This is a genomic window from Segetibacter aerophilus (assembly GCF_007991655.1).
Taxonomy (GTDB): domain Bacteria; phylum Bacteroidota; class Bacteroidia; order Chitinophagales; family Chitinophagaceae; genus Segetibacter; species Segetibacter aerophilus.
The window spans coordinates 471,171-494,552 of record NZ_BJYT01000001.1 but is presented as its reverse complement, the minus strand read 5'-3'; the positions used below and the strand labels follow the sequence as shown (position 1 = coordinate 494,552).

Sequence of the window (23,382 nt, the reverse complement as noted above, 5' to 3'; positions counted from 1 at the left end):
TTCTAATCCTCTTATCTCATATAAGTAAAAATAACAAATTAATCGAAAGCTCTTTTACTATCTATTTCTTCTTTCAAAAATTCAATTGCTTCATCTACCGTTTTTGTTCCTAAATCGCCTTTCGCCTGTTTCCTTAGTGCTACTTTACCTTCTGCTACTTCTTTTTCTCCGACCACCAACATGTAAGGAACTTTATTCATTTCCGCTTCCCTGATTTTTCGGCCTATCTTTTCGTTTCGCTCATCTACCTCCACTCTTATATCAGACTTTTTAAGTCTGCTTTTTACTTCTTCAGCATATTCAATAAACTTATCGCTTATAGGTAATATTACCGCCTGGGTTGGTGCAAGCCACAGTGGAAACTTCCCAGCACAGTGCTCAATTAACACTGCTATGAAACGCTCCATTGAACCAAACGGTGCCCGGTGGATCATTACCGGCCGATGTTTCGCGTTGTCTTCACCTATATATGTCAGGTCGAACCTTTCAGGCAAATTGTAATCGACCTGGATTGTGCCTAGCTGCCATTTACGTCCGATGGCATCCTTCACCATGAAGTCAAGTTTTGGGCCATAAAACGCAGCTTCTCCATATTCTATCACAGTTGACAGTCCTTTTTCGGCAGAAGCCTCAATAATTGCTTGTTCTGCAATCTCCCAGTTCTCATCTGTCCCTATGTATTTAGATCTGTCTTCTTTATCTCTTAATGAAATTTGTGCCGTATAATCTTTAAAGCTTAACGACTTAAAAACATATAGAACAAGGTCTATCACCTTCTTAAACTCATCGTTCACCTGGTCGGGCCTGCAAAACAAGTGAGCATCGTCTTGTGTAAAACCGCGTACGCGAGTTAGTCCGTGTAATTCGCCGTGTTGCTCATAACGATAAACTGTACCAAATTCGGCGAGCCGAAGCGGTAAATCTTTATAACTTCTTGGAACAGCTTTGTAAATCTCGCAATGATGCGGGCAGTTCATTGGCTTCAGAAAAAATTCCTCTCCTTCCTGCGGAGTCCTAATCGGCTGAAAGCTGTCTTTGCCGTATTTTTCGTAGTGACCACTTGTGACATACAAATTTTTATGGCCAATGTGAGGAGTGATTACCGGAAGATAGCCTGTCTCGATTTGAGCCTTCTGTAAAAACTGTTGCAGGCTTTCTCTTAACATCGCCCCTTTTGGAAGCCACAATGGCAGACCTAATCCTACTCTCTCGGAAAACGTAAATAACTCCAGCTCCTTCCCAAGTTTGCGGTGATCTCTTTTCTTTGCCTCTTCAAGCAAAGTGACGTACTCATCCAGTTCCTTCTGGTTCGGAAATGTTACACCATAAATGCGCGTAAGCATTTTACGTTTTTCATCGCCACGCCAATAAGCCCCGGCTATGTTTGTAAGCTTAATAGCTTTTATAAAACCAGTGTTAGGGATATGCGGTCCACGACACAAGTCAGTAAAATTTCCCTGGGTATAAAAAGTGATCTCTCCATCATTGAGACCGTCGATCAATTCCAATTTATATTCGTCGCCCTTTTGGGTAAAGTACTCTACTGCATCAGCTTTACTTACTTCCTTCCTTTGATAAACAGAATTCGTTTTTGCCAACTCAGCCATCTTCACCTCGAGCTTTCGTAAATCTTCTTCTGTTATTTGCCTGTCCCCTAAGTCGATGTCGTAATAAAATCCTTTTTCTATGGCTGGGCCAATCCCAAGTTTTACTCCGGGAAAAACTGCTTCTAAAGCTTCCGCCATTAAATGCGCAGACGAATGCCAGAAGGTGGATTTTCCTTCTATTTCGTTCCAGGTTAACAGTTGCAAAGACACATCGTGATCAATGGGCCTTGATAGATCCCAGACCTGTCCGTCCACCTTTGCCGCTAACACTTTGCGGGCAAGTCCTTCGCTGATCGATTTTGCAATATCCATAGCCGAACTACCATTTTCATACTGCCTTATTGCACCATCAGGAAAAGAAACATTGATCATAAAAGGATTACAATTTAAAGAGCGCAAATGTAACAAACTATCAGCAGAGGTTATTAATTGTTAACTGAGCTTTAATTCTTTGCGCGAAAAAACCTTATTCTATAAAAATTCAATATCAATTGACGAGATACAAAAATATGAAATCCTAAATCTTTACATTTGCGCATAATTTACATTCTGAAGAATAGCAGGTATGAAGAAAATAGAACTGGAAATTGTAGCATTGTCACATAGCATAACTCAGACGCATTCATATGCGGTAGTGTTAGGCGAAGTAAATGGACTTCGCCGGTTACCGATAGTTATTGGAGGATTTGAGGCGCAGGCAATTGCAGTAGCGCTCGAGAGAATGCAACCAAGCCGCCCATTAACTCACGACTTGCTCAAAAACTTCATGAATGCTTTCAACGTAGACCTACAGGAAATAGTAATCAGTGATCTTCAGGAAGGAATTTTTTATTCTAAATTGGTTTGCATCAATGAGCACGACACGATAGAAATAGATAGTCGTACGAGCGACGCTTTAGCTTTGGCCGTTCGCTTTGGATGTCCTGTTTACACCTATGATCATATACTTGAAAGCGCGGGTATATTGATGGAAGACTCTGGCGCTACCAAGAAAAAATCTTCTGTCTCTACTACCGCTGAGCCGGGAAGTCGTGATGATCTTAGCGGCCTGAGTATCGAAGAATTAAATACGCTGCTAAACGAAGTACTTGAACAGGAAGATTATATAAGAGCTATTTCTATCAGAGACGAATTGAATAAGAGGAAGAAGTGATACAACTACGATTCACGGGTTTGTTTGAATTGTAAGGAAGATTTTATTTTTTAGTAAAGCTACTAGGGTTTCCCGCATTTGTTTTCATAGCAGCACCGTTGCGACGCTCCGTTCATCTTTAGAAGTTAAAACAGGCTTCAGCTCCACTCCTACAAAATGTTTCAATTTTCAGATTCTTTTATCATTCTATTTCCCATCAATCCTTCTAATTCAATAAATCCCGGTTCTACTTTCTGTAATCCTTCTAATCAAATAAATCGTGGTTCTTTTTCCGAATTGTAAAATCAACTTAGGCTTACAGGTTATTGGCAAAAGAGCTGATGGATACCACAGCCTGGAAACTGTCTTTTACCCTGTTGCTATAAAAGATGCTTTGGAGATTATCCCATCTCAAGATTTTAGTTTTCAGACAACCGGCTTGCCCGTTAACGGTGCGATCGACGATAATCTTTGTGTAAAAGCTTATCATCTTCTAAAGAAAGATTTTCCTGATTTGCCTGCTGTTACTATTCATTTGCACAAAGCCATTCCCATGGGTGCAGGTTTAGGTGGAGGAAGCGCAGACGGTGCTTTTATGCTTAACATGCTTAACAAGCATTTTCAGCTACAGCTTTCCGAAGAAAAACTTATCAGCTACGCGCTACAATTAGGCAGCGATTGCCCGTTTTTCATAATTAATAAACCTTGCTTTGCTACAGGACGGGGAGAAAATCTGACGCGTGTTGAATTAGATCTGGCGTCATATAAAATTGTGTTGGTTAACCCTGGAATACATGTGTCAACCAAGGAAGCTTTTGCCAGGCTAACGCCCGCCCGACCACTAAAGAGCGTTAGCGAGATTATAAAGCAACCAATACCTACTTGGAAAAACGAGCTGGTAAATGATTTTGAGAAAACAGTTTTCGATCTATACCCTGCAATAAAAAACTTAAAGGAACAACTGTACGAAAAAGGAGCCCTATATGCTTCGATGACCGGTTCCGGAAGTACAGTGTTTGGTATTTTTGAACAAACCTCCAACTTAGAATTTTCTTTTCCTGAGGGCTACACTTGCTTAATCGCTTAGATACGTTCTGAGCGAAGTTTACAGGCAAAGAAGGCAAAGGCGCACACGTCTTTTTTGTGACCTCATTTGTAATTTTAGGGAAACGGAAAACGGTGATAAAATCACCCAAAGCTGCAGTGTGCGACGCAACGAACGCCGAGGTGAGTACTTAAGCTTGATACCAAATCCCTATACTTACTTTTTATCTTCCACTTACCAATATTTTGCGAACATCAGATCGGTTGCTTCCGAAAAAATAAAGGAAGTAAATGCCGGTTGGAAGATGGAGGTTTTGTTTGAACAAAGTAGTTCCGGCAGGTATTGTATAATTAGCAAGAAGCCTTCCGTTTACATCAATCACCCTGATCAAACTATACCTATTTACGGGTAGCCGAATAGATATATTGTCTTTTACCGGATTTGGAAAAACAGTTATAAAATCATTCGAAGTAGGCTGCGTAGACACTCCTTCTTTAATAGTCCCTACCCCGTCTAACACCCAGTTATTTGGATCTACAATTACGCCATTAGGCTTTTTAGGATAAAAAATAGAAAAGGTTTGATCGGGAGCAGTTTGATTTAATCTGATTGTTGTATCGCCCTGCGCCGATAAAATCTTGTACTCCATTAAACCAGAAAAAAAAGGGGTTGTAGCAGGTGCTGATGTAGTCTGATGCACTTGCAAAACAAGACTGTCGTTTCCATGCTTTAAGTAGGTAACATCATAAATCGGGTACCCTTCACCATAGATTTTTTGATTGAAAAAATTAGTCAGGTTCTTGCCACTAACCTGTTCTGCAACTGCTTTAAAATCAGCTGTGGTTGCAAAAGAATTGGCAAACTGTTGCTGATATCTTTTAAGCGTATTAAAAAACAGGGTATCGTTTTGCATCTCGAAACGAAGGTTATGAAGTGCGGTCGCTCCCTTTGCATAGGTTAGCCTGTAACTAAAAATTCTTCCTTCATTATAACTATCAGCAGGCGGAACATAGACACTGCCGGCGGGAGAAGACATTGCGTTGCTGTGAAAGTCAGCCATGGTCTTGGCCGCCGTGGTTGGAAAAAGAGCCGGCAGGTATTCGACAGCCAGGTATTGACTGTAGGTAGCAAAACTCTCATTCACCCAAATGTCATTCCATGAGGCGCAGGTAACATTATCACCAAACCACTGGTGAGCCAGCTCGTGGGCAACCAATTGTTCTTCGAAATTTTTTATCGTTGTCATTGTTGCATGCTCCATTCCCCCACCAATGTCTGCCTGGGAATGGCCATACTTTTCTCTATAGAAAGGATAGATACCGAACAGCTCGCTGAACTTTTCAATGAAGCGGGGCGTCTTGTCGAGTTGCGGTTTGACCTGGTTAAAATAAGGCACGCTGTTGTAGACCAGGTTCTGAACCAAGATAGAGTCTGGAGCTATTGAGGCAGGTTTTGCGTAATTGTTATATTCAAGGTAGTTTCCAACGGCAACACTCGGCATGTAGTAACTTAAGGGATAGCGACAAGACCACCTGTATTGCTTCAAATTGCCGGGCAAGTCAATGACTGTTTTTAAAAGCCCGTTTGAACCGGATTTAAAAGCGCTGCCCGTAGTAATCCAAATATCGGTAGAATCAATTTTGTCATTTAAAAGCTGCTTAGCCGGAAACCATTCACGAGCCTGGAAAGCCTCTGAAAGACTCGCGGAATAATCAAGGCCGTTTGCATCTGTTCCCGCGAAAAAACCTGCAGCAACATTTCCCTTGTAATAAAAAGAAAGATTAAGCAAAGTTCCCGCTGTTGCGACAGGTTGCAACGGAACGTAAATATGATCATTGGCTCGGGTAAAAGCTGCTTTGGTATTATTTAGATACACCGAGTCGAGCTCCATGTTTTGTTTAAATTCAATGGCGAAAGTGTCTAAAGCCTGGCTTACCAAAACTTTGTAACTGCAATTAGCCGTAATGAATTTGCTCTTAGGTTGTACAGTGATGTCGATTTTTAGGTACTTGACATCGTAAAAGTTCATTTTATTGTTTTGGAAAAAATCTGCTCCATTTAGTCCAAACCCGCTATTCTTTGCAATTTCAAAAAAACGCTCATGTTGATTTTGAGCCTGCGCAGCAGAAGTAAATAAGAAAACGAGTATGATTAACAACCGTGGCATTAGCAAATGTAATTGTGCAATTTATTTCTTTGTCCCATCAAAATTGAGTGCCCTGCAAATTAACTTCGGCTTATGAAAATTCAATTATGGTCAGTGGGAAAAGTACATGAAAGCTACGTAAAGGAGGGGGTAGAAGATTTTACAAAAAGGATCTCGAAATATTACCCTGTGGAATGGAAAATAGTTTCTCCGGCTCGACAAACGACAAATTCTTTGGAAGGCGATATAAAGAAGAATGAAGCGCAAACAATTTTAACCGGCTTGCAAAAGGACGACTACCTGGTTCTGCTGGATGAAAAAGGGAAAGAAATTAATTCGCCGCAAGTGGCAGCGATGATAGAGTCGCGGGGAAATAACAGCACAAAAAATCTCGTCTTCTTAATTGGTGGCGCATTCGGCGTAGATGAGCAGGTGAAGGCAAGAGCAAATTTTATATGGTCACTTTCTCCGCTTGTTTTCCCGCATCAATTGGTGAGATTGATGTTGGCGGAGCAGGTTTATCGGGCGTGTACGATCATTCGGAACGAAAAATACCATCACGAATAATTCTTTAACTTGCCGCCCGTATGAACATTACTTTAATCATCGTTATTATAACTTCTGTCATTTCCTTTTCAGCTTTCTCCAATCCAAGGGTTACAGAACAAATGATTTTTTATCCGCCTGCAATTACCAATCAAAATCAGTGGTACCGGTTTTTTTCGTGTGCACTCATACATGCTGATCCCCCGCACTTGCTTTTTAATATGTTTTCGCTTTATAGCTTTGGCGGCTTAGTTGAAGAGAACTTCAAATACCTCTTTGGCTCTTTAGGACCGATACTGTACGTGGCCCTATATGTCATCTCGCAGTTTCTTTGCCTGTTGCCGACTTTTAGTAAACACAAGAACGATTATTCCTATAGAAGTTTAGGGGCAAGTGGTGCAGTGTCAGCCGTAATATTTGCAGGTATCTTTTTGAACCCCCTGGTTAAACTCAGCCTTCTGTTTATTCCTATCGGTATCCCGGGTTTTATTTTTGGCTTTTTATATCTAGGAGTAACAGTCTATCTTGACAGAAAAGGTGGCGGTAGTATTAACCATTCTGCTCACCTGTTTGGAGCGATAGCAGGTATCGGATTACTTGTAATATTTGGCTATGCTTTTTCTCAATATGATCTTTTTCAAAATTTTATCGCCCAGATAAAAAGCTTCTCTTTTTGATGCTTTGCGTTGGACATGTATTACCGGGTGGAATAAAATTTTAGTCAGGTAGCATAAATCGCCTTTGATTTTCTATAGGTAAAAGAACAGATAAAATTCTTGAAAAAAGTTTGAGAGCGGATCAATTTATATTCGTGTTGATCAAACAATACATCTGTGTCAGGCAAATGATTAGCTTCTATTCTGCACACAATGCGGAAGAAGAGATACATAATCTTTAGCATGATAAACTGCCACCACGCACTCTTTCTTACCAGTTGAAAATCTGCAAACAACCATGACCCTTCCGGTACCAAAAGCCGATCTATTTTCTCAAAAACCCATTGCGCTGTTGGCGGTAAAAAGTTATCAAAAAGAAAGGGAGTTATTACTACATCAAATTTGTTGTTGGGTGCAGCGTCTTGGATAGCTTCGTTAATAAAACTCACCTTATTTCCGCCTGCATTTCTCTTCTTTGATATGGCTACCATTTTTTCTGATGGTTCTACATACACGATCTGTAATCCTTCTGCATGCACTTTGCAAATTTCTTCCAGGATCCAACCTGTTCCTCCTCCAACAATTAATACTATACTTTTCGGTGGGATCGTTTGTATTAAAAATTGTTGGGCATTTACAATAGCAGTACCAAAAACCGCTTTCGAAAGAAAGTCATAAAAAGGAGCGATGCTGTTGTAATTACCTTTCATCTGGACGCAAAAGTAGACTGCATACCTAGTCTGTAGAAATAAGGTTTATCCAAAACGTAATAATTAATAACACTAATTTTAATTTCATTAAACCCGGTTCTATGCTTTCAATGAAGACACAATATGCTTTTAAAGCATTAATGTATATGGCACAACAGGATAAGCAAAGGCCTATTTTGATTGCAGAAATATCAGAGCAAAAAACAATCCCGCTAAAATTCCTGGAAAACATTCTACTACAATTAAAAAAAGCGGGAATACTAGACAGCAAAAAAGGAAAAGGAGGAGGCTATCTTTTTGCAAAGAACCCGGCTGACATTAAACTGGCGACAGTGATGCGATTAATGGATGGTCCCATTTCTCTACTGCCTTGCGTAAGCCTTCACTTCTACACCAAGTGCAAAAACTGCGACGAAAATTACTGTGGTCTCAACAGGGTAATGTTGCAGGTTAGAGACGCCTCCCTGGCTATTTTAGAAAATAAAACTGTAGCCGACATTGCAGGTACCGGCATAATATTATAAGGCCTATTGGCGTTAAAGTTGCTAGTCTATAAAAAACAATAACATGAATGTAAGGTCTATACTATCACTTCTGGCGTTTGTAATTTACCTGCCGGCGCAGTCACAGATGTTGGAAGGGAAGAACATGGTTAAGGTAAATCTGTCCTCGTTCGTCGGCAAAGGCTTCGGTCTTCAATACGAAAGGCAGATTGGAAAAAGGTTTACGGTTGCTTTGGGCTATAGTAAGATCCCAACCTCGAATATTGCCTTTAAATCTTTTATCGAAAACCAGATCGATGATCCTGACATTAAGATAGGAGACTTTAAACTCGGCACTTCTATTTTCACTCCTGAGGTAAGGTATTACGTGGGCAAAAGAGGCGCATTTCATGGATTTTATCTTGCACCTTACGGAAGATTTGGCCGTTATAATCTACAGGGACCGATCACTTATACTACTTCAACCAATGCAAAAAGAGACCTTGTATTTACCGGTTCACTTAATGCAACAACGGGGGGACTAATGTTAGGAAGCAGCTTCACTTTACATAAACGTTTATACCTAGACTGGTGGATTGTAGGCGGAAGTATTGGAAGTGCTAACGGTAACTTCATAGCTCAAACAGCACTAAGTGAATCAGAACAGCGCTCTCTACGTGAGGAACTTGAAAGTATAGACGTGGCATTTACTTCTATCAAATCTACAGTAACCAGCACCGGCGCTACCATTACTACTTCCGGATCGATGGCCGGAGTAAGAGGCTTAGGAATTAACCTTGGTATCAGGTTCTAAGCAATTTCGTAAATAGGTTTAATAAAATATAGAAGAGCATCTGTTACGATGCTCTTTTATATTTATTTCTGCAAGTTTCTCAACATATCTTCTGTCATCCTTTCTATCCCAAATTCAGGCTTCCAGCCCCAATCATTTTTTGCATCACTGTCATCAATATTTTTTGGCCAGCTATCTGCAATATTTTGGCGACTGTCTGGCTTATAATTAATACTGAATTCAGGGACATGCTTTTTTATTTCAGCAGCAATTTCCCCCGGTGAAAAACTCATTGCGCCAATGTTGTATGAAGAGCGAATGGTTATTTTAGAAGCATCCGCTTCCATTAACTCAATGGTTGCACGGATGGCATCGGGCATGTACATCATGGGCAGGTAGGTATCTTCCTTTAAGAAAGAGGTGTATTGGCCGCTGCTTAAAGCGTCATGAAAAATTTCAATAGCGTAATCGGTGGTACCTCCCCCGGGTTGCGATTTGTAACTTATTAACCCGGGATATCTTAAGCCCCGTACGTCAATTTTGTAGCGGTTGAAATAATATTCGCACCACCGCTCTCCGGCGTATTTGCTAATACCATATACGGTTGAAGGTTCAATAATGGTATGTTGTGGAGTATTGTCTTTTGGTGAATTAGGGCCAAAAACAGCAATACTACTGGGCCAGTAAATTTTTGCAAGGTTTTCTTCTTTCGCCACCTCTAATACATTGAGCAGACTTTGCATATTAATATGCCATGCAAGCGTTGGATTCTTTTCACCCGTGGCACTCAGGATGGCTGCAAGCAAATACACCTGCGTGATATTGTATCTTAGAACAAGCACGTGAAAAGTCTCCTTATTCATTATGTCCAAAGAAACGTACGGACCGGTCCCTTTCAATAATGGATGCTCTTCCCTTAAATCACTCGCTATCACCACTCCCTCGCCATGTATCTTTCTAAGTTGCAATGTCAACTCTACTCCTATTTGTCCGCATGCACCTACTACCAAAATTTTTTCGTCTCTGTTCGGCATATATTCTAGCTATTGATGTTTTTCTATCATTTTTCTGTTTCCGGCATAAATGCGTTTCTCAACAGTGTTGCGTCGCACACTTTTACGGCTGTTCACCTGCAACTTCAGTTTCCATTTCAAAGGTTGATTAAAAAATTGAAGCAACAAAAATGCAGTTGTCATGCTAAGCAGTTGATAAGAAGTTATTCCACGTATGCCTGTAAATTTCTCAGTCATTCAAAGCCACGAATCCATATCAAGAATACGTAAGCTTGCCCTTTTTCCTTGTTGATAACACCCAGTTGGCAAGAATTAAAAATTACTTTTTAACACCCGTCATAAAAGCGGCTTCACTTGCTGACTAATTCACGAAAACCTGCTTTCTTTGCTTTGTTATGTCTTTATTCATCACTTCCCTCAACTCAGGCAGCAATGGCAATTGCTACTATGTCGGCAATCAAAACGAAGCCGTCTTAGTAGACGCGGGCATTTCTTGCAGGGAAATTGAAAAAAGAATGAAGCGGCTGGATTTGAATATTCAAAAGATAAAAGCGGTTTTTGTATCTCACGAACACACCGATCACATTAAGGGATTATGTTCGCTCGTAAAGAAATACCAATTTCCTGTTTACATAACAGAGCCTACACTCCTACAATGCAACTTCTCCCTCGAACAGCATTTGGTAAAATCTTTCTCACCCGAGCAACCTGTCTACATTGGCGACCTTGCCATTACAGCCTTTTCAAAATGTCACGATGCATGTGACCCGTACAGCTTTGTGATTGAATACAACAAAGTAAAAGTGGGCGTTTTCACAGACATTGGCACTCCCTGTAAAAATCTAATCAGGCACTTTAAAAATTGTCATGCAGCTTTTCTCGAATCCAATTTCGACGAATTGATGCTCGAGTCCGGAGGCTATCCCTACTTCCTTAAGAAGCGAATAAGCGGGGGTCACGGTCATTTAAGTAACAGGCAAGCAGTCGAACTCTTTACGCAACACCGGCCTGCTTTCATGACTCACCTCATCCTTTCTCACCTTTCAAAAAATAACAATTGTCCTCTGCTTGTACAAAGGTTATTTGACGAGCACGCTAAAGGTGTGAAAATTGTTGTAGCCTCGCGCTTCGAAGAAACTCCAGTCTATCATATTCACAACGCGACCAGCGGCAAATTAAAGTTTGAGCACACCTCAGTAACCTCTCAACTTGCATTTGCCTTTTCTTAAATTAAGGCTGATGCATCGTTTCAGTTAAGCGTGAAAGACAGTAACTTTCATCCACACATCTACACTTCATGCTGCTCTATATCGTGCTTTTGTTCTTGCTTTTTCTAATTGGATTTTTCGTGATAACAAAAGTGTTTCCTATCATAAGTGGCTATGGAGCTAAAACAATTTGCTCGAATATTTTCCTTTGCGGAAGACTTCCTAATGATATCATTCAAAAAGAATTAGGCGCTTTTCCTCTAAACCTGGGAAGGTATACGATAGACAAGCAAGAGAAATCTGTAACAGGTACAGTCAGGGGAATGGCAAAAAGGAAAGCCATTTATAGAGAGGGACTTGGTGCGACTTTAATGATTGGAGTTAACGAACAAGAGCTGATTGAACAGGCGAGTACAATCGAACCAAGACCTGTAATAAATAGTAGTTCTGAAAACTGGGCAAATGGAATTTCGTCAAAAACAACTGTTAACGCTGGCATCAACACTAAACAATTAAACGCAGCATTGGATGAAGCTTTCGACGATGCCGAAGGCGAAAGAGGAACGCGAGCCGTTGTGGTACTGTATGAAGGAGAAATAATCGCAGAGAGATATGCAAATGGATTTTCACGACAGTCAAAACTAGCCGGATGGTCAATGGCTAAAAGTATCACAAGTGCTTTAATAGGAATTCTAGTTAAACAAAACAAACTTCAAATCGACGCGCCGGCTCCTATTAAAGAATGGAAAAACGATGAAAGACGAAACATTACCATCGCCAACCTGCTGCAAATGAGTAGCGGTTTAAATTGGTGGGAATACTATGCTGCTCCTAGCGATGCAACAAACATGTTGTACCGTGAAAAAGAAATGGGCAGGTTTGCGCTGCACAAAAAACTACAACACCCTCCCGGTTCCAAATTCTACTATTCAAGCGGCTCGACGAATATTCTCTCTTATATCATCCGGCAGGTGGTTGGTGAAGCAAACTACTACCGTTTCCCCTATGAACAATTGTTTCATAAAATTGGAATGAATGATACGGTTTTAGAAGTCGATGCAGGAGGCACGTTTGCCGCATCCTCTTATTGTTTTGCCACTGCTTTAGACTGGGCAAAATTTGGTCTGCTCTATTTACAGGACGGAGTTTGGAATGGCGAAAGAATTTTACCCGTGGGCTGGGTAAACTTTACGACTACTCCAACTACCGCAAAAACCACCAAAAAGGAAGGAAGTTACGGAGCCCAATGGTGGTTGAACAAAGCGACTATTCATGCCCCGAAAAAATATCCCCTTGTCCCTGATGATTGTTTTCGGTGCCAGGGCTACGAAGGCCAGTACGTTTGGGTAATACCTTCAGAGAAATTGGTAGTGGTTCGCCTGGCACTCGAAAAGGGAAATGAACTCGATCCGAATACTTTTCTTCCCGCAGTAATTAGTGCATGTAAAGATCCAAAGTAGAAGGAGACGTGTGCAGGATGTTCTAAGTAGACTATTTAGTTTCCAAGTATCGCTTTTGCTTTTTAGCGAGAGGTTTGTCTTGTATCGACTTCCGCAGCACATCGAGGTGGCACTGCATGTCTGACATAAAATTATCGTAATCCGTATAAAAGAATTTGCTGCCTTTTTCCTCATCAAATGTTCTCACGAGGCAGCCCCTGTTAACAATAGTGTCTCCAATTATCTCGGTACCGGTTGTGTCGAACACGTGCAGCGTAAAAGTTAGTTTAGAACTTCGGGGAGGTTTCTTAAAAAGAAATTTTCCCAGGTTAAAAGCCGGAAGCCTTAGCTCGCTAGCGATGGCAATGAAGTAAGCATTTTCGCCCGCCGCCTTTTTTGCTTTAAGTTGTTCTATCACATTTTTATCCCAGTTCCGATCTTTCTTTGTGGATGTTAGTGTGCGCACATCTGCTATAAAATCTTTCACCTGCAGTTTTGCCTTTAGCACCTCGTACAACTTATCGATATACTCTTTGGGGTTGTAATTATTCAAATCATTGTTCCATACGTTTTCTAAAACAACCGCCTTGTTTTGGGCAAACGAAACTTTCGAAAAAGCAAAAAACATCCATAAAAGAATAAAACCTTTCCTCTTCATCAATAGTAAAATTAGTAAAACAACTCTTTGTGGTACAGCAACCGTTACCTAAAAAAAGCGAATGTACTTTGCTTATTTCAGTTAGCTAACATAAAAAAAGACATACAAAAAGATGCAAACTACAAGAGGGTTTATGGCAAACGCGTAAGACAATTTGTAACCCGGCCATGTCTATCAATGCGCCTTTTGTTGCGTCGCACTCTTCAACATTTTCTCTTTATGGAAAAAAGGCCGGAAAAAGGATCAAACCTACCCTAGTTCAATCCATCGTCCTTTGTCTGAACTTTCAAATATCGCTTCAATAGCTTTCATATTATTGACTGCATCTTCAAGGGGTGTAGGAACAGGGGTATCATTAAGAATAGCTTGCGAAAACAAATCACCCTGCAGGGTATATTGATTGGCAATATCAAAAATGATTTCTTTTTTTCCCTGCTTAGAATGAACCCAAACTTTCGTGGGTGCATCAGTTGGAGCATTGAAAGGAATCTCTATTTCAATACCGACTGTTGTACCTAAAATATTGACGCGCTGAAAAGGTGTTAACTGTGTAGAACAGGTAAAGGTGGAAGTGCCGAAACCAAAGTCTAACACGCCCGACGCCATTTGGTCCACACCGAAGTTCTTGTCATATTCTACTTTACCCATTACCCGCGCAGGCTCCTTGTCAAAAATAAATCGTGAAAGAGAGATACAATAACAACCGATATCCATCAGCCCGCCTCCGCCTGCTTCCTTCTGATTGCGGATGTTATTAGGATCGTCGTTGTAATATGAAAAAAAAGATTGAATTGTTTTGAGGTCACCGATCTTCCCCTCCATCACCATCTCCTTCGCATACTGCCACTGGGGGTGAAAGCGATACATAAAAGCCTCCATCACCTTGAGGTGAAGTTTCTGCCCTACTGCTTTTAATAATTGTTGCGCCTCTGCAGCAGTTAAACCAATCGGCTTTTCGCATAAAACATGCTTATTTGCTTCCAAAGCTTTTAGCGCCCATGGCACATGAAGTTGGTTAGGCAGAGGAATGTAGACCGCATCTATATCCTGATCGTCTAGTAATGCTTCATAAGAGCCATAAGCTTTTGATATACCCAATTTATTTGCAACTGCCTGCGCATCTTCGATGTTTCTTGATGCAATTGCAGCAATATCACAAAAGGCGCTAGCCTGCATTCCGGGAATAACTTTTTCGCGACCAATCTTTGCCGTGCTTAATATTCCCCATCTAACTTTCTTCATTGGTTAAGTTTCTTAGTTGTTAGAGTTGCAGGCATTAGATGCCTTTAAACAACAGCGGGAAAAATTGCCCCTCCATCCTATTTCCTTTGGGCACAACTGGTACACCCTGCAATAGTGGTTCATCAGAGTCTGAAATAACTCCGTCTGCAAAAGCATTTATTACAAATGCTCTCCTGGGTCTTGTGCTCCTGTTTTCACCAGAGCAATGCATGGTAAGTGAATGATGAAAAATTGCCTCGCCAGCCTTTACAGGAACTGCCTTTGCTTTGTCAAACTGCTGCTGCTGCTCTTCCGTTAAAAACTCACGGATACCATGAAGATCGCCAGCCAAATGAGTCTTTGGCAACAGACCCCACCGCTGGCTTCCGGGGATGTATTGTAAACATCCGTTTTCTTCCGTCGCGTCGTCGAGCGAACACCAGCAGGTGATGTGTGCAACTGGCTTGGTGCGAGTCCAGTACGAGTAGTCCTGGTGCCACGCAACAACCCCACCCTTTTTTGCAGGCTTATAAAAAATTTGGTCGTGCCAAAACCTTACGGGCTTATCTCCTAACAACTGACTTGCAGCCATTACAAAGGCTGGATTCCAGAGCACGTCGTGCAGTCCTTCTGTAATACGCCACTCGCCCAAAGCATGAAACAAAATTGTTTGTGGATCAGTGGACTCGTTGCTGTTATACTCGTAGAACAAAGAGTTGTCATGAAGCGCAGGATCTACCAACTGAAACAATTCGCTTCTTAATATTTCAAGCTGCTCGTCATTCAGCAATTTTATCCCCGGCAGGTAGCCGTTCTCATTAAAAAATTCGATTTGGTCTTTCGACAGCCTGTACTGATCCCAGTCCGCTGCCTTTTCGGGCCACGGAAACAGGTTCGCGACCTGCTCATGAACTTCACTTAAATCTCTTACCTGCATTGTCTATGATATTTTAATTGACTAACACATTTTGTTACAATAAAAAGGGAGCTAAAAAATGAACCAGAGAAATTGCCACATCGGCGATTTCCGATCAAAAAAGATTGAAAGTACAAGTGAGTGACACAACACTGATGATTAGCATTACTAATGTTGGTTCCAAAAATATCCTCAATTAAGTTTGAGCTTTCAATACAAGAGTTGTAACGAACAACTCAAAACACAAAGCTGGAAACTAAAAACGCTCTACCTACATCTCCTTTATCTTCAAGTCCTTCCACCGTACTTTTATACCGCCACCGCTATGAATTTGTAGCGCAATAAACCCCTCACCCTTTCCGATTTTTTCGTCTTTAAGATAAACCATCTGGTGGCCGTTGAGCCACGTAGTTACTTCATCACCAACTGCCCTGATTTTCATTTTGTTCCAGCTGCCTTGTTTTAAATACTTCTCATCTTCAGGCTTTGGCTGTATTAACCAATTTCTTCCGTAAGATTCATAAATACCACCGGTGTGTTGATTTGCAGGAGCGACTTCAACCTGCCAGCCACTAATCTTTGTACCCTGGATGCCCGACCTGATAAATACCCCACTGTTGCCATTAGCCTCCTGCTTAAACTTCACTTCGAGAACGAAATTTTTGTAATTCTTATTGGTCGACAAATAACCGTACTCTTTATCAGGTCCGCTTTCACAAATCAGCTCACCATCTTCAACATACCATTTCTCGGTTCCATGAATTGTCCAGCCTGTTAAATCCTTGCCATTAAAAATTTTAGTTGTCTTTTGGGCTGTTAGCGTGCATGCAACTGAAACTGCAATGCAAAAGAGAAGTACTGTTTTTTTCATTATTGTTTTTTTATTTAATATAAACTGTAGAGCCTTAACTATTTTACCGCAACTTCCTTTTCCCAGCCAGTTTCTTTCAAAGCCGGATCATCTTCTTTTTTAAGAAAATCTGCATTAGACAGTGACTCTGCTTCCCATGTTAAAATCGCTTCGTCAGGCACTATATCTACCGGCACTTTCCACGATGTAGATGTTTCGTTGTAGGCAATGTTAGATTGCGAGCAATAGCACGATATAACCGACCAACGCGGACGGTCAGACAAATTTGCTTCTGAGCGATGCAGAATATTACTATGAAATATAAGGGCATCACCCGGCTCTAGCTCTACATAAACCAGTTCCATTGTTTGCAATGCATTCTCCACCATCACGGCGTCAGCGCCAACTTGCTCACCTGCAAAACCATGGTTGACCCTGCCTAGTTTATGAGAACCCCTGATTACCTGCAAGCATCCGTTTTCTTTATTAGCCTCTGTTAATGCAACCATAATACTTATTAGCTGGTCAGGAAACATGAATTGGTTCTTATACCAATAGCCATAGTCCTGGTGCCATTCCCACGCGCCGCCAACTCTAGGTTCCTTTTGCATCAACTTAGAATGAAAGTGGCAAACAGGTGCATCACTGTCTAGCAATGGTGCAATTGATTGTATTACTTTATTGCTTCGGGTGAGATAACCAAACACATCATTTCCTGGAGTAAACCAAAGAGATAACTTTGTTTTTTTGCCTGCCTGGTCATTGAGATCTAAAGCGTTTTTCTTCATAGCGCCATCTTCGAGTGCAACTGCATACAGTTTGTCAATTTCCTCTTTGCTGCAAAAATTTTTTAGAACAAGATAGCCGTCGTGATGATATTGACTAATTTGAGCGGGCGTTAGCATACACAATCGTTGAAGTAGAAAATTTAAAATAAATCGAATTAATTAAATTTAGGCAAGTAAAATTTATTGATGAAACTTTTATTTTTCTGTCCCCGCTGGGGGCAAGAACTTACTCTGTGGAAGACTTTTTTGACAAATGTAAAAGATGCGGGCTATGATGGAATAGAAGCAAGTTTACCTACGGACCAAAAAGAAAAAGAAGAAATACTGAGTGAGATTAAAAGTTTTGGACTTGAATTTATTGGACAACATTGGGAAACAATTAATCCAACATTTGAAGAACATTATAAGGAGTTTGAATGGAGGCTTCGTTCGCTTGCTGAAGCCAAACCTCTTTTCATCAATACCCAAACGGGAAAGGATTATTTTACTTTCGAGCAAAACAAGCAGCTTATTGATTTAGCCAAAAATATAGCTGAAGAAACAGGGGTACCGGTTATACATGAAACACATAGAGGGAAGTTTAGTTTCGCTGCTCACATTACAGAAACATACCTTCAAAAAATTGAAGATTTAAAGATCACTTTAGATATATCTCACTGGTTTAATACTGCTGAAACGTACTTGCACGACCAGGTCGAAGCTGTAGAACTGGCTATCTCGAGAACTGAGCATATACATTCTAGAGTGGGATTTATCGAAGGGCCACAAATCACAGATCCAAGAGCGCCAGAATGGAATGAAGCTTTACAGCAACATTTAGATTGTTGGGACAAAGTGATAGAATTGCAGCGAAAAAATAACCGCGAAATATTTACAATAACTTCCGAATTTGGAGCGCCGCCCTACATGCCTTTGCTTCCTTATACCAAACAACCAATCGTTGATCAATGGGAAGTGAATGTGTACATGATGACCTTGTTAAGGGAGCGATATAAATGAATTTCCGATTTCTGGTTTCCAACTAAAACAAACAATAGATTTTATGAATAACATAAAGATTGCCACTGCCCAGTTTGAAAATAAAAGCGGGGACAAAGCGTACAACTTAGACACGATCGAAAAGCTGGCCGAAAAGGCCGCACAGCAAGGGGCAACTGCTGTTGCTTTTCATGAGTGCTCCATTACCGGGTACACTTTTGCGCGGCATTTAAGCAAAGAGCAAATGATTGAACTTGCTGAACTAATTCCCGGCGGAGAAAGCATACAAAGGCTTACCGAAATTGCAGGCAAACATGATATTACTGTTCTAGCAGGGCTTTTCGAAAAAGACAAAGAAGACAAATTATACAAAGCATATGTGTGCGTTGATAAAAACGGGCTCGTTGCAAAGCACAGGAAGTTGCATCCTTTTATCAATCCTCATTTGACACCTGGGAACTCTTATACGGTATTTGAAATCGCGGGGTGGAAGTGTGGAATTCTAATCTGCTATGATAGTAATGTAATTGAAAACGTACGTGCAACAAATTTGCTTGGTGCCGACATTATTTTTATGCCTCATGTTACCATGTGCACTCCTTCGCCCAGGCCGGGAGCTGGTTTTGTTGATCCTAAGCTGTGGGAGAATAGGGAGAACGATCCAACTTCTCTGAGACTTGAATTTGACGGAATGAAAGGCCGTGGCTGGCTGATGAAATGGCTACCTGCAAGAGCATATGATAACGCAGCCTATGTTGTATTTTCTAACCCTATTGGCATGGATGACGACCAGTTGAAAAATGGTTGTTCTATGATCATCGATCCTTTCGGTGACGTTATAGCAGAATGCAGAACATTGGGAGATGACATTGCAACGGCTGTAATCAACCCACAAAAATTAATTGACGCCGGAGGTTACCGATATAAAAAAGCCAGAAGACCTGATTTGTATGGAGACATTATCGGGGAACCTCATAAAGCAGAGCAACATGTTGTATGGCTCGAGAAAGAACAACAGGAAGAATAAATAGGTTTCTTCTACTTTGAAGGTTTTTATCGACTTTTTTAAAATGCTTTAAAAATCATAGATTTAATCTTCTTCCAACAAATCGTAAACATCTTTCTTTTCCACTTTAATTATATAGTATGAATACTACACGCCGTGCTTTCCTGAAAAACAGTTCTCTTGTTGCTGCTGGCGCAATGGCTTTTGGTAACGAAGCTTTTGCAGCAAAAAAAACAAAACAGATAGTTGGAATACAACTGTACAGTGTAAGAGACGATATGAAAAAAGACCCGTTGGCTACACTAAAACAACTTCGTGAGATGGGCTACACCCATGTTGAACACGCCAACTATGTAAATAGGAAATTGTACGGGTGGACGCCAACAGAATTTAAAAAAGTGCTGGATGACCTTGGCTTAAAAATGCCAAGCGGTCATACGGTGATGGGACCGCAGCACTGGGACAGCCAGAAGAAAGAGTTTTCAGATTCCTGGAAACAAACGGTTGAAGATGCAGCCATTTTGGGTCAGTCTTACGTAATAAGTCCATGGCTCGATGCAAGCCTTCGCAAAACCTACGACGACACTTTGCGCTACATGGAAGTGTTTAATAAAAGCGGGGAGTTGTGTAAAAAGTCAGGCATGAAATTCGGCTATCACAACCACGATTTTGAGTTTAGCGAAAAGATGAACGGCATGATGCTGTACGATATCATTCTTAAGAATACCGACCCTGCTTTAGTTATACACCAGTTGGATATGGGCAACCTGTATAACGGCGGGGCTAAGACTGAAGATGTTTTGAGAAAACATCCCGGAAGATTTGAGTCACTACATGTAAAGGATGAAATAAAAAGCGCTGGCTCAGGTGAAAAGTATGAAAGTACAATTCTTGGGAAAGGCATTATCAACCTAAAAGCGAACCTCGACTTTGTAAAAAAAGCCGGTGGATCAAAATACCTGATTATCGAACAGGAATCTTACCAGGGACGTAACCCTTTAGACGATTGCAAGGAGGATTTAGCCATTATGAGAAAATGGGGCTATAAATAGTTTTAGAGGGAAAATCTATAAAACGCGAAAGCCATCCAAATACTGGATGGCTTTCGTGTTTTATAACGAGCCTTACCTTCTTCTTGGTGTTGCCCTCGTTTGCAGTTCCGCGATAGGCATTGTAATCATTCTTCCTTTAGGTTCTTTGCCTCTGTAAGTAATTACTCTAAGCATTACAGCATCTTTCGGCGGGGTGATTGCAGTAGAATATTTAGGATAAAATCTGTCGGGAAAAGAATTATCAAAAGTGTAGTAGATATCGAGGTCAGGTATTTCTGTACTTAACTCAATATGCAAAAGACTATCGGCTCCTTTAGAAACTTTGAAAGCTGGGTCGTATACACTCGGGGCATACTTCACTTCTGCCACATCAAAACGTTTAAACTGGTTTTCTACCCGAGGGTAAAACTTGTTCCAATCCCTGCTTTGTTTAGGAGACCAAAGCGCCTCTGAAATAGCAAGACCGCGCGGCCACGTCATATACTGCGCATGACGCATGTTGTAAACCTGTTCTGTCCACAAATTCGCCTGGCCACCTTTTATATAAATCGGATCCACTCCTTCAGGAACAGCTTCAAACTTATAGGCGTCATTTAAGCGAAGGGTTGCATACACTCGTGGCTCGACGATTGGATCGCCTTGCATATAATCGATGTAAGCATAATTCGTTGGGCTCATTACTACTTCATGTTTCATCTTCGCTGCTTCTATCCCACCCTTCATGCCGCGCCAGCTCATTACTGCTGCACTTGGTGCAAGTCCGCCTTCTAAAATTTCATCCCAACCAAGAAACTTTTTACCTTTTGATTCAACAATCTTCTCAAGTCTCTTTTCAAAATAGCTTTGCACCTCTTCCATATTCTTTAAACCTTCTTTGGCCATCAAACCCTTTATCGCATCGCTTTTCTCCCAAAAGTTTTTAGGGCACTCGTCGCCACCCACGTGGATGTATTCAAATGGGAAAAGGGCCGCAACCTGAGTCATTACCTTATCCATGAATTCATACACCTTTTCGTTCGCAGGGCAAAGCGTATTGTCGATAAGAGCAATGGGTGGTGCACCGTGAGACCAGTCCATAATTACCTCGCCTGATCTTACCTGGTATTTATCGGCGCCAGGGGTACAAGAAAGTTCAGGATAAGCAACTACAGCGGCAAGGCTATGACCAGGAACATCCACTTCAGGCAGAATATTTACAAATCGTTCCTTTGCATATTGAACGATTTCTTTAATATCAGCCTGCGTATAAAATCCTCCATAATCCTTTGGCTCGTCCGGCGTTGGTGGAGAAAAGGTTCCAAAATAACCGACCTTTTTTACATTCCATGCACCAACTTCCGTCAACCTCGGAAGGCCTTCTATCTGTATTCTCCAGCCTTCATCATCAGTCAGGTGTAAGTGGAGCAGGTTAAATTTGAAACGGACCATTTGGTCAATGTAATCCTTCACATCCTGCTTAGTAAAAAAGTGGCGGCTGACATCAAACATTAGTCCTCTCCAGCCAAAGCGCGGTTTATCAGTGATAGTTGTCGCAGGTACGGTCCAACTTACGTTTTTTGCCACGGCACTACCTTCGATCTCCTTGGGAAACAATTGCACAAGAGTTTGCATTCCGTAAAAGAGCCCGGCAGGTTTATAAGCAGTAATTGTTACAGAATTCGGAACAACACTCAATTTGTAACCTTCTATCCCCAAGGTTGTGTCAGCAGACAAAATCAATCGAATGTTCGCGGCAAGGTTTGAACCAGAAGTGGCCGTTTTTACCGGAATTGAAAAACCGGTAGCAGTAGATAATTTTTTTGCAAGATAGCCGGCAACCCTTCTTGCATCTGCATCTGTAGCAGACGCTTCAATTGCGGTTGTCTTTTTTAGTAGAAAATTTCCAGCGCCGGTTTGTACCGAAGCCGGTTGGGGTAATACAGATACCACGGGCGTTGAGCCCTGGCTGATAGCATTGAAGAAAGAAGCCAAAACAAGGCCAAGCGTCATCGTTTTTTTCATCATTAATTTACTTTTGTTTTCAGAAATTATCTGTAGTTGTAAAGATTGGTTTGTTACCTAAAAGAGGGGCAAAAGTATTTTAACCTCCAATTATTTATTTTTCTACCTATCCTTCCAAATACTTAATGTGCAATCTACACAGCATTCGTGTTGAAGTAAATATTTTTTACCCGGCATTTTTACCACTTTCAACTTTTGTTGCGTCGCACACTTGTACTTTCTTTTTTTATTGAGCAATAAAAGCGCCTTTATCTACATCACTGTTACAAAAAGAATCAACTCAAATCTTAATCGTTGCCCAACGACAACAAATACCGTATTACCCTTATTTTCGTCTACTATGATGACAGAAGAAGTGATCGCACTCGCACAAAAAGTTTGGGATTATCACCATGTAAATAATAGCCTTGAAAAGGCAGATTGTATACTTGTCCTGGGAAGTCATGATGTAAGAGTTGCGGTAAGAGCAGCCGCGCTTTACCTGCAACAGTGGGCCCCATTACTAATTTTTTCTGGCGGACTTGGCCGTTTGACTGAAGACATGTGGACAGAAACGGAGGCAGACAAGTTTGCAAAAATCGCAATCGAAATGGGAGTTCCGCAAGAAAGAATTTTAATAGAAAACAAATCAACAAACACAGGAGAGAATATTCTTTTTACCCGGCAACTACTCGAGCGGCACAACCTCGAGCCACAGTCATTTATCGTAGTACAGAAGCCATACATGGAAAGAAGAAGCTTTGCGACTTTTAAAAAGCACTGGCCCGACAAGAAGTTGATCGTCACGTCTCCACAAATATCTTTTCGCGACTATCCCAACGATGAAATTTCAATGGAAAAAGTAATTCACATAATGATTGGTGATTTGCAGCGAATAAAAATTTATGCGGAAAAAGGCTTTCAAATCTATCAACCAATACCTGGCGATATCTGGGAAGCTTTTGAAAAACTAGTCAAACTTGGATTTGATGAGCACCTTATTTAAATATGTCCTAAAAAGGTTAAAACTACCAGAAGGAAAAAAACGCTCAGGTGAAAAAGAGGCAACGCTGCCTTCTTACAAAAAGGAAACTGGTGTGATTTCAATAATTTATTCATTTCACTTTTCATTTATTCATATTCCTTAACTTCAAAT

General features: G+C 41.0%; 23 protein-coding genes. 12 read left to right on the top strand and 11 right to left on the bottom strand.

The features are described 5' to 3' along the window. Nucleotides 1-38: 38 nt before the first annotated feature. On the bottom strand, nucleotides 39-1,979 hold the full coding sequence (gene thrS / locus SAE01_RS02115) for a threonine--tRNA ligase (protein WP_147201869.1): 1,941 nt from the start codon (nucleotides 1,977-1,979) through the stop codon (nucleotides 39-41). 193 nt (nucleotides 1,980-2,172) lie between these two features. Here thrS and SAE01_RS02110 point away from each other — a divergent pair, with 193 nt between their 5' ends. Together SAE01_RS02110 and SAE01_RS02105 are read left to right on the top strand one after the other, a co-directional pair. Continuing rightward, nucleotides 2,173-2,760 (top strand): bifunctional nuclease family protein, encoded by a 588-nt coding sequence (locus SAE01_RS02110; protein WP_147201868.1) that lies wholly within the window; start codon nucleotides 2,173-2,175, stop codon nucleotides 2,758-2,760. Between the two features lie 259 nt (nucleotides 2,761-3,019). Next, complete coding sequence (locus SAE01_RS02105) at nucleotides 3,020-3,826, top strand: 4-(cytidine 5'-diphospho)-2-C-methyl-D-erythritol kinase (protein WP_147201867.1); 807 nt, start codon at nucleotides 3,020-3,022, stop codon at nucleotides 3,824-3,826. Nucleotides 3,827-4,007: 181 nt separating this feature from the next. On the opposite strand, the gene SAE01_RS02100 is transcribed toward SAE01_RS02105, so the two are convergent. Next, the gene (locus tag SAE01_RS02100; protein WP_147201866.1) at nucleotides 4,008-5,951 is read right to left on the bottom strand and encodes a M1 family aminopeptidase; all 1,944 of its coding nucleotides are present in this window, start codon (nucleotides 5,949-5,951) and stop codon (nucleotides 4,008-4,010) included. 72 nt (nucleotides 5,952-6,023) lie between these two features. Between SAE01_RS02100 and SAE01_RS02095 the strand changes: the two genes are divergently transcribed. Together SAE01_RS02095 and SAE01_RS02090 are read left to right on the top strand one after the other, a co-directional pair. Then, entirely contained in the window at nucleotides 6,024-6,497 is a 474-nt protein-coding gene (locus tag SAE01_RS02095; protein ID WP_147201865.1) for a 23S rRNA (pseudouridine(1915)-N(3))-methyltransferase RlmH, read from the top strand. A gap of 20 nt (nucleotides 6,498-6,517) precedes the next feature. Next, on the top strand, nucleotides 6,518-7,153 hold the full coding sequence (locus SAE01_RS02090) for a rhomboid family intramembrane serine protease (RefSeq protein ID WP_147201864.1): 636 nt from the start codon (nucleotides 6,518-6,520) through the stop codon (nucleotides 7,151-7,153). Between the two features lie 44 nt (nucleotides 7,154-7,197). On the opposite strand, the gene SAE01_RS02085 is transcribed toward SAE01_RS02090, so the two are convergent. Next, on the bottom strand, nucleotides 7,198-7,842 hold the full coding sequence (locus tag SAE01_RS02085; RefSeq protein ID WP_147201863.1) for a class I SAM-dependent methyltransferase: 645 nt from the start codon (nucleotides 7,840-7,842) through the stop codon (nucleotides 7,198-7,200). Nucleotides 7,843-7,943: 101 nt separating this feature from the next. On the opposite strand from SAE01_RS02085, the gene SAE01_RS02080 reads away from it, so the two are divergent. Together SAE01_RS02080 and SAE01_RS02075 are read left to right on the top strand one after the other, a co-directional pair. Further along, nucleotides 7,944-8,366, top strand: coding sequence for an RrF2 family transcriptional regulator (locus SAE01_RS02080; RefSeq protein WP_147201862.1), 423 nt, complete (start codon nucleotides 7,944-7,946; stop codon nucleotides 8,364-8,366). 43 nt (nucleotides 8,367-8,409) lie between these two features. Next, nucleotides 8,410-9,138 carry a DUF3575 domain-containing protein gene (locus SAE01_RS02075; RefSeq protein ID WP_147201861.1) on the top strand — a complete coding sequence of 243 codons (729 nt, stop codon included), beginning with the start codon at nucleotides 8,410-8,412 and terminating at the stop codon, nucleotides 9,136-9,138. A 62-nt stretch (nucleotides 9,139-9,200) separates the two neighbouring features. On the opposite strand, the gene SAE01_RS02070 is transcribed toward SAE01_RS02075, so the two are convergent. Both SAE01_RS02070 and SAE01_RS24355 read right to left on the bottom strand, forming a co-directional pair. Further along, the gene (locus SAE01_RS02070; protein WP_147201860.1) at nucleotides 9,201-10,151 is read right to left on the bottom strand and encodes an NAD-dependent epimerase/dehydratase family protein; all 951 of its coding nucleotides are present in this window, start codon (nucleotides 10,149-10,151) and stop codon (nucleotides 9,201-9,203) included. A gap of 9 nt (nucleotides 10,152-10,160) precedes the next feature. Further along, nucleotides 10,161-10,313, bottom strand: a complete 153-nt coding sequence (locus SAE01_RS24355) for a hypothetical protein (RefSeq protein WP_170234057.1) — start codon at nucleotides 10,311-10,313, stop codon at nucleotides 10,161-10,163. Nucleotides 10,314-10,525: 212 nt separating this feature from the next. On the opposite strand from SAE01_RS24355, the gene SAE01_RS02065 reads away from it, so the two are divergent. Together SAE01_RS02065 and SAE01_RS02060 are read left to right on the top strand one after the other, a co-directional pair. Continuing rightward, nucleotides 10,526-11,359, top strand: a complete 834-nt coding sequence (locus tag SAE01_RS02065) for an MBL fold metallo-hydrolase (RefSeq protein ID WP_147201859.1) — start codon at nucleotides 10,526-10,528, stop codon at nucleotides 11,357-11,359. A gap of 119 nt (nucleotides 11,360-11,478) precedes the next feature. Next, a complete protein-coding gene (locus SAE01_RS02060; protein WP_170234056.1) occupies nucleotides 11,479-12,798 on the top strand; it encodes a serine hydrolase domain-containing protein in 1,320 nt (439 codons plus the stop codon). Nucleotides 12,799-12,829: 31 nt separating this feature from the next. Here the strand turns inward: SAE01_RS02060 and SAE01_RS02055 are convergent, their stop codons facing one another. The 5 genes from SAE01_RS02055 to SAE01_RS02035 form a co-directional block, all read right to left on the bottom strand. Beyond that, a complete protein-coding gene (locus tag SAE01_RS02055; protein ID WP_147201857.1) occupies nucleotides 12,830-13,435 on the bottom strand; it encodes a hypothetical protein in 606 nt (201 codons plus the stop codon). 249 nt (nucleotides 13,436-13,684) lie between these two features. Further along, complete coding sequence (locus SAE01_RS02050) at nucleotides 13,685-14,677, bottom strand: Gfo/Idh/MocA family protein (RefSeq protein ID WP_147201856.1); 993 nt, start codon at nucleotides 14,675-14,677, stop codon at nucleotides 13,685-13,687. Nucleotides 14,678-14,711: 34 nt separating this feature from the next. Beyond that, nucleotides 14,712-15,593 (bottom strand): phytanoyl-CoA dioxygenase family protein, encoded by an 882-nt coding sequence (locus SAE01_RS02045; RefSeq protein WP_147201855.1) that lies wholly within the window; start codon nucleotides 15,591-15,593, stop codon nucleotides 14,712-14,714. A gap of 250 nt (nucleotides 15,594-15,843) precedes the next feature. Beyond that, complete coding sequence (locus SAE01_RS02040) at nucleotides 15,844-16,443, bottom strand: 3-keto-disaccharide hydrolase (RefSeq protein WP_147201854.1); 600 nt, start codon at nucleotides 16,441-16,443, stop codon at nucleotides 15,844-15,846. A 38-nt stretch (nucleotides 16,444-16,481) separates the two neighbouring features. Next, entirely contained in the window at nucleotides 16,482-17,327 is an 846-nt protein-coding gene (locus tag SAE01_RS02035; protein WP_147201853.1) for a phytanoyl-CoA dioxygenase family protein, read from the bottom strand. Between the two features lie 69 nt (nucleotides 17,328-17,396). Here SAE01_RS02035 and SAE01_RS02030 point away from each other — a divergent pair, with 69 nt between their 5' ends. From SAE01_RS02030 to SAE01_RS02020, 3 genes are all read left to right on the top strand, one after another. After that, complete coding sequence (locus tag SAE01_RS02030) at nucleotides 17,397-18,209, top strand: sugar phosphate isomerase/epimerase family protein (RefSeq protein WP_147201852.1); 813 nt, start codon at nucleotides 17,397-17,399, stop codon at nucleotides 18,207-18,209. A gap of 43 nt (nucleotides 18,210-18,252) precedes the next feature. Continuing rightward, nucleotides 18,253-19,215 (top strand): nitrilase family protein, encoded by a 963-nt coding sequence (locus SAE01_RS02025; protein WP_147201851.1) that lies wholly within the window; start codon nucleotides 18,253-18,255, stop codon nucleotides 19,213-19,215. Between the two features lie 119 nt (nucleotides 19,216-19,334). Then, nucleotides 19,335-20,246 (top strand): sugar phosphate isomerase/epimerase family protein, encoded by a 912-nt coding sequence (locus SAE01_RS02020; protein WP_147201850.1) that lies wholly within the window; start codon nucleotides 19,335-19,337, stop codon nucleotides 20,244-20,246. 72 nt (nucleotides 20,247-20,318) lie between these two features. Here SAE01_RS02020 and SAE01_RS02015 read toward each other — a convergent pair whose 3' ends face one another. Continuing rightward, entirely contained in the window at nucleotides 20,319-22,250 is a 1,932-nt protein-coding gene (locus SAE01_RS02015) for a beta-N-acetylhexosaminidase (RefSeq protein WP_246113137.1), read from the bottom strand. A 337-nt stretch (nucleotides 22,251-22,587) separates the two neighbouring features. On the opposite strand from SAE01_RS02015, the gene SAE01_RS02010 reads away from it, so the two are divergent. Then, on the top strand, nucleotides 22,588-23,232 hold the full coding sequence (locus SAE01_RS02010; protein WP_147201849.1) for a YdcF family protein: 645 nt from the start codon (nucleotides 22,588-22,590) through the stop codon (nucleotides 23,230-23,232). The last annotated feature ends 150 nt before the right edge of the window (nucleotides 23,233-23,382 follow it).

What these genes read in the sequence shown, in the direction of transcription:
- thrS (WP_147201869.1), bottom strand. Translation starts at nt 1,979, where the DNA reads ATGATCAATGTTTCTTTTCCTGATGGTGCAATAAGGCAGTATGAAAAT.
- SAE01_RS02110 (WP_147201868.1), top strand. Translation starts at nt 2,173, where the DNA reads ATGAAGAAAATAGAACTGGAAATTGTAGCATTGTCACATAGCATAACT.
- SAE01_RS02100 (WP_147201866.1), bottom strand. Translation starts at nt 5,951, where the DNA reads ATGCCACGGTTGTTAATCATACTCGTTTTCTTATTTACTTCTGCTGCG.
- SAE01_RS02095 (WP_147201865.1), top strand. Translation starts at nt 6,024, where the DNA reads ATGAAAATTCAATTATGGTCAGTGGGAAAAGTACATGAAAGCTACGTA.
- SAE01_RS02090 (WP_147201864.1), top strand. Translation starts at nt 6,518, where the DNA reads ATGAACATTACTTTAATCATCGTTATTATAACTTCTGTCATTTCCTTT.
- SAE01_RS02085 (WP_147201863.1), bottom strand. Translation starts at nt 7,842, where the DNA reads ATGAAAGGTAATTACAACAGCATCGCTCCTTTTTATGACTTTCTTTCG.
- SAE01_RS02080 (WP_147201862.1), top strand. Translation starts at nt 7,944, where the DNA reads ATGCTTTCAATGAAGACACAATATGCTTTTAAAGCATTAATGTATATG.
- SAE01_RS02075 (WP_147201861.1), top strand. Translation starts at nt 8,410, where the DNA reads ATGAATGTAAGGTCTATACTATCACTTCTGGCGTTTGTAATTTACCTG.
- SAE01_RS02070 (WP_147201860.1), bottom strand. Translation starts at nt 10,151, where the DNA reads ATGCCGAACAGAGACGAAAAAATTTTGGTAGTAGGTGCATGCGGACAA.
- SAE01_RS24355 (WP_170234057.1), bottom strand. Translation starts at nt 10,313, where the DNA reads ATGACAACTGCATTTTTGTTGCTTCAATTTTTTAATCAACCTTTGAAA.
- SAE01_RS02065 (WP_147201859.1), top strand. Translation starts at nt 10,526, where the DNA reads ATGTCTTTATTCATCACTTCCCTCAACTCAGGCAGCAATGGCAATTGC.
- SAE01_RS02055 (WP_147201857.1), bottom strand. Translation starts at nt 13,435, where the DNA reads ATGAAGAGGAAAGGTTTTATTCTTTTATGGATGTTTTTTGCTTTTTCG.
- SAE01_RS02050 (WP_147201856.1), bottom strand. Translation starts at nt 14,677, where the DNA reads ATGAAGAAAGTTAGATGGGGAATATTAAGCACGGCAAAGATTGGTCGC.
- SAE01_RS02045 (WP_147201855.1), bottom strand. Translation starts at nt 15,593, where the DNA reads ATGCAGGTAAGAGATTTAAGTGAAGTTCATGAGCAGGTCGCGAACCTG.
- SAE01_RS02040 (WP_147201854.1), bottom strand. Translation starts at nt 16,443, where the DNA reads ATGAAAAAAACAGTACTTCTCTTTTGCATTGCAGTTTCAGTTGCATGC.
- SAE01_RS02035 (WP_147201853.1), bottom strand. Translation starts at nt 17,327, where the DNA reads ATGCTAACGCCCGCTCAAATTAGTCAATATCATCACGACGGCTATCTT.
- SAE01_RS02030 (WP_147201852.1), top strand. Translation starts at nt 17,397, where the DNA reads ATGAAACTTTTATTTTTCTGTCCCCGCTGGGGGCAAGAACTTACTCTG.
- SAE01_RS02025 (WP_147201851.1), top strand. Translation starts at nt 18,253, where the DNA reads ATGAATAACATAAAGATTGCCACTGCCCAGTTTGAAAATAAAAGCGGG.
- SAE01_RS02020 (WP_147201850.1), top strand. Translation starts at nt 19,335, where the DNA reads ATGAATACTACACGCCGTGCTTTCCTGAAAAACAGTTCTCTTGTTGCT.
- SAE01_RS02015 (WP_246113137.1), bottom strand. Translation starts at nt 22,250, where the DNA reads ATGATGAAAAAAACGATGACGCTTGGCCTTGTTTTGGCTTCTTTCTTC.
- SAE01_RS02010 (WP_147201849.1), top strand. Translation starts at nt 22,588, where the DNA reads ATGATGACAGAAGAAGTGATCGCACTCGCACAAAAAGTTTGGGATTAT.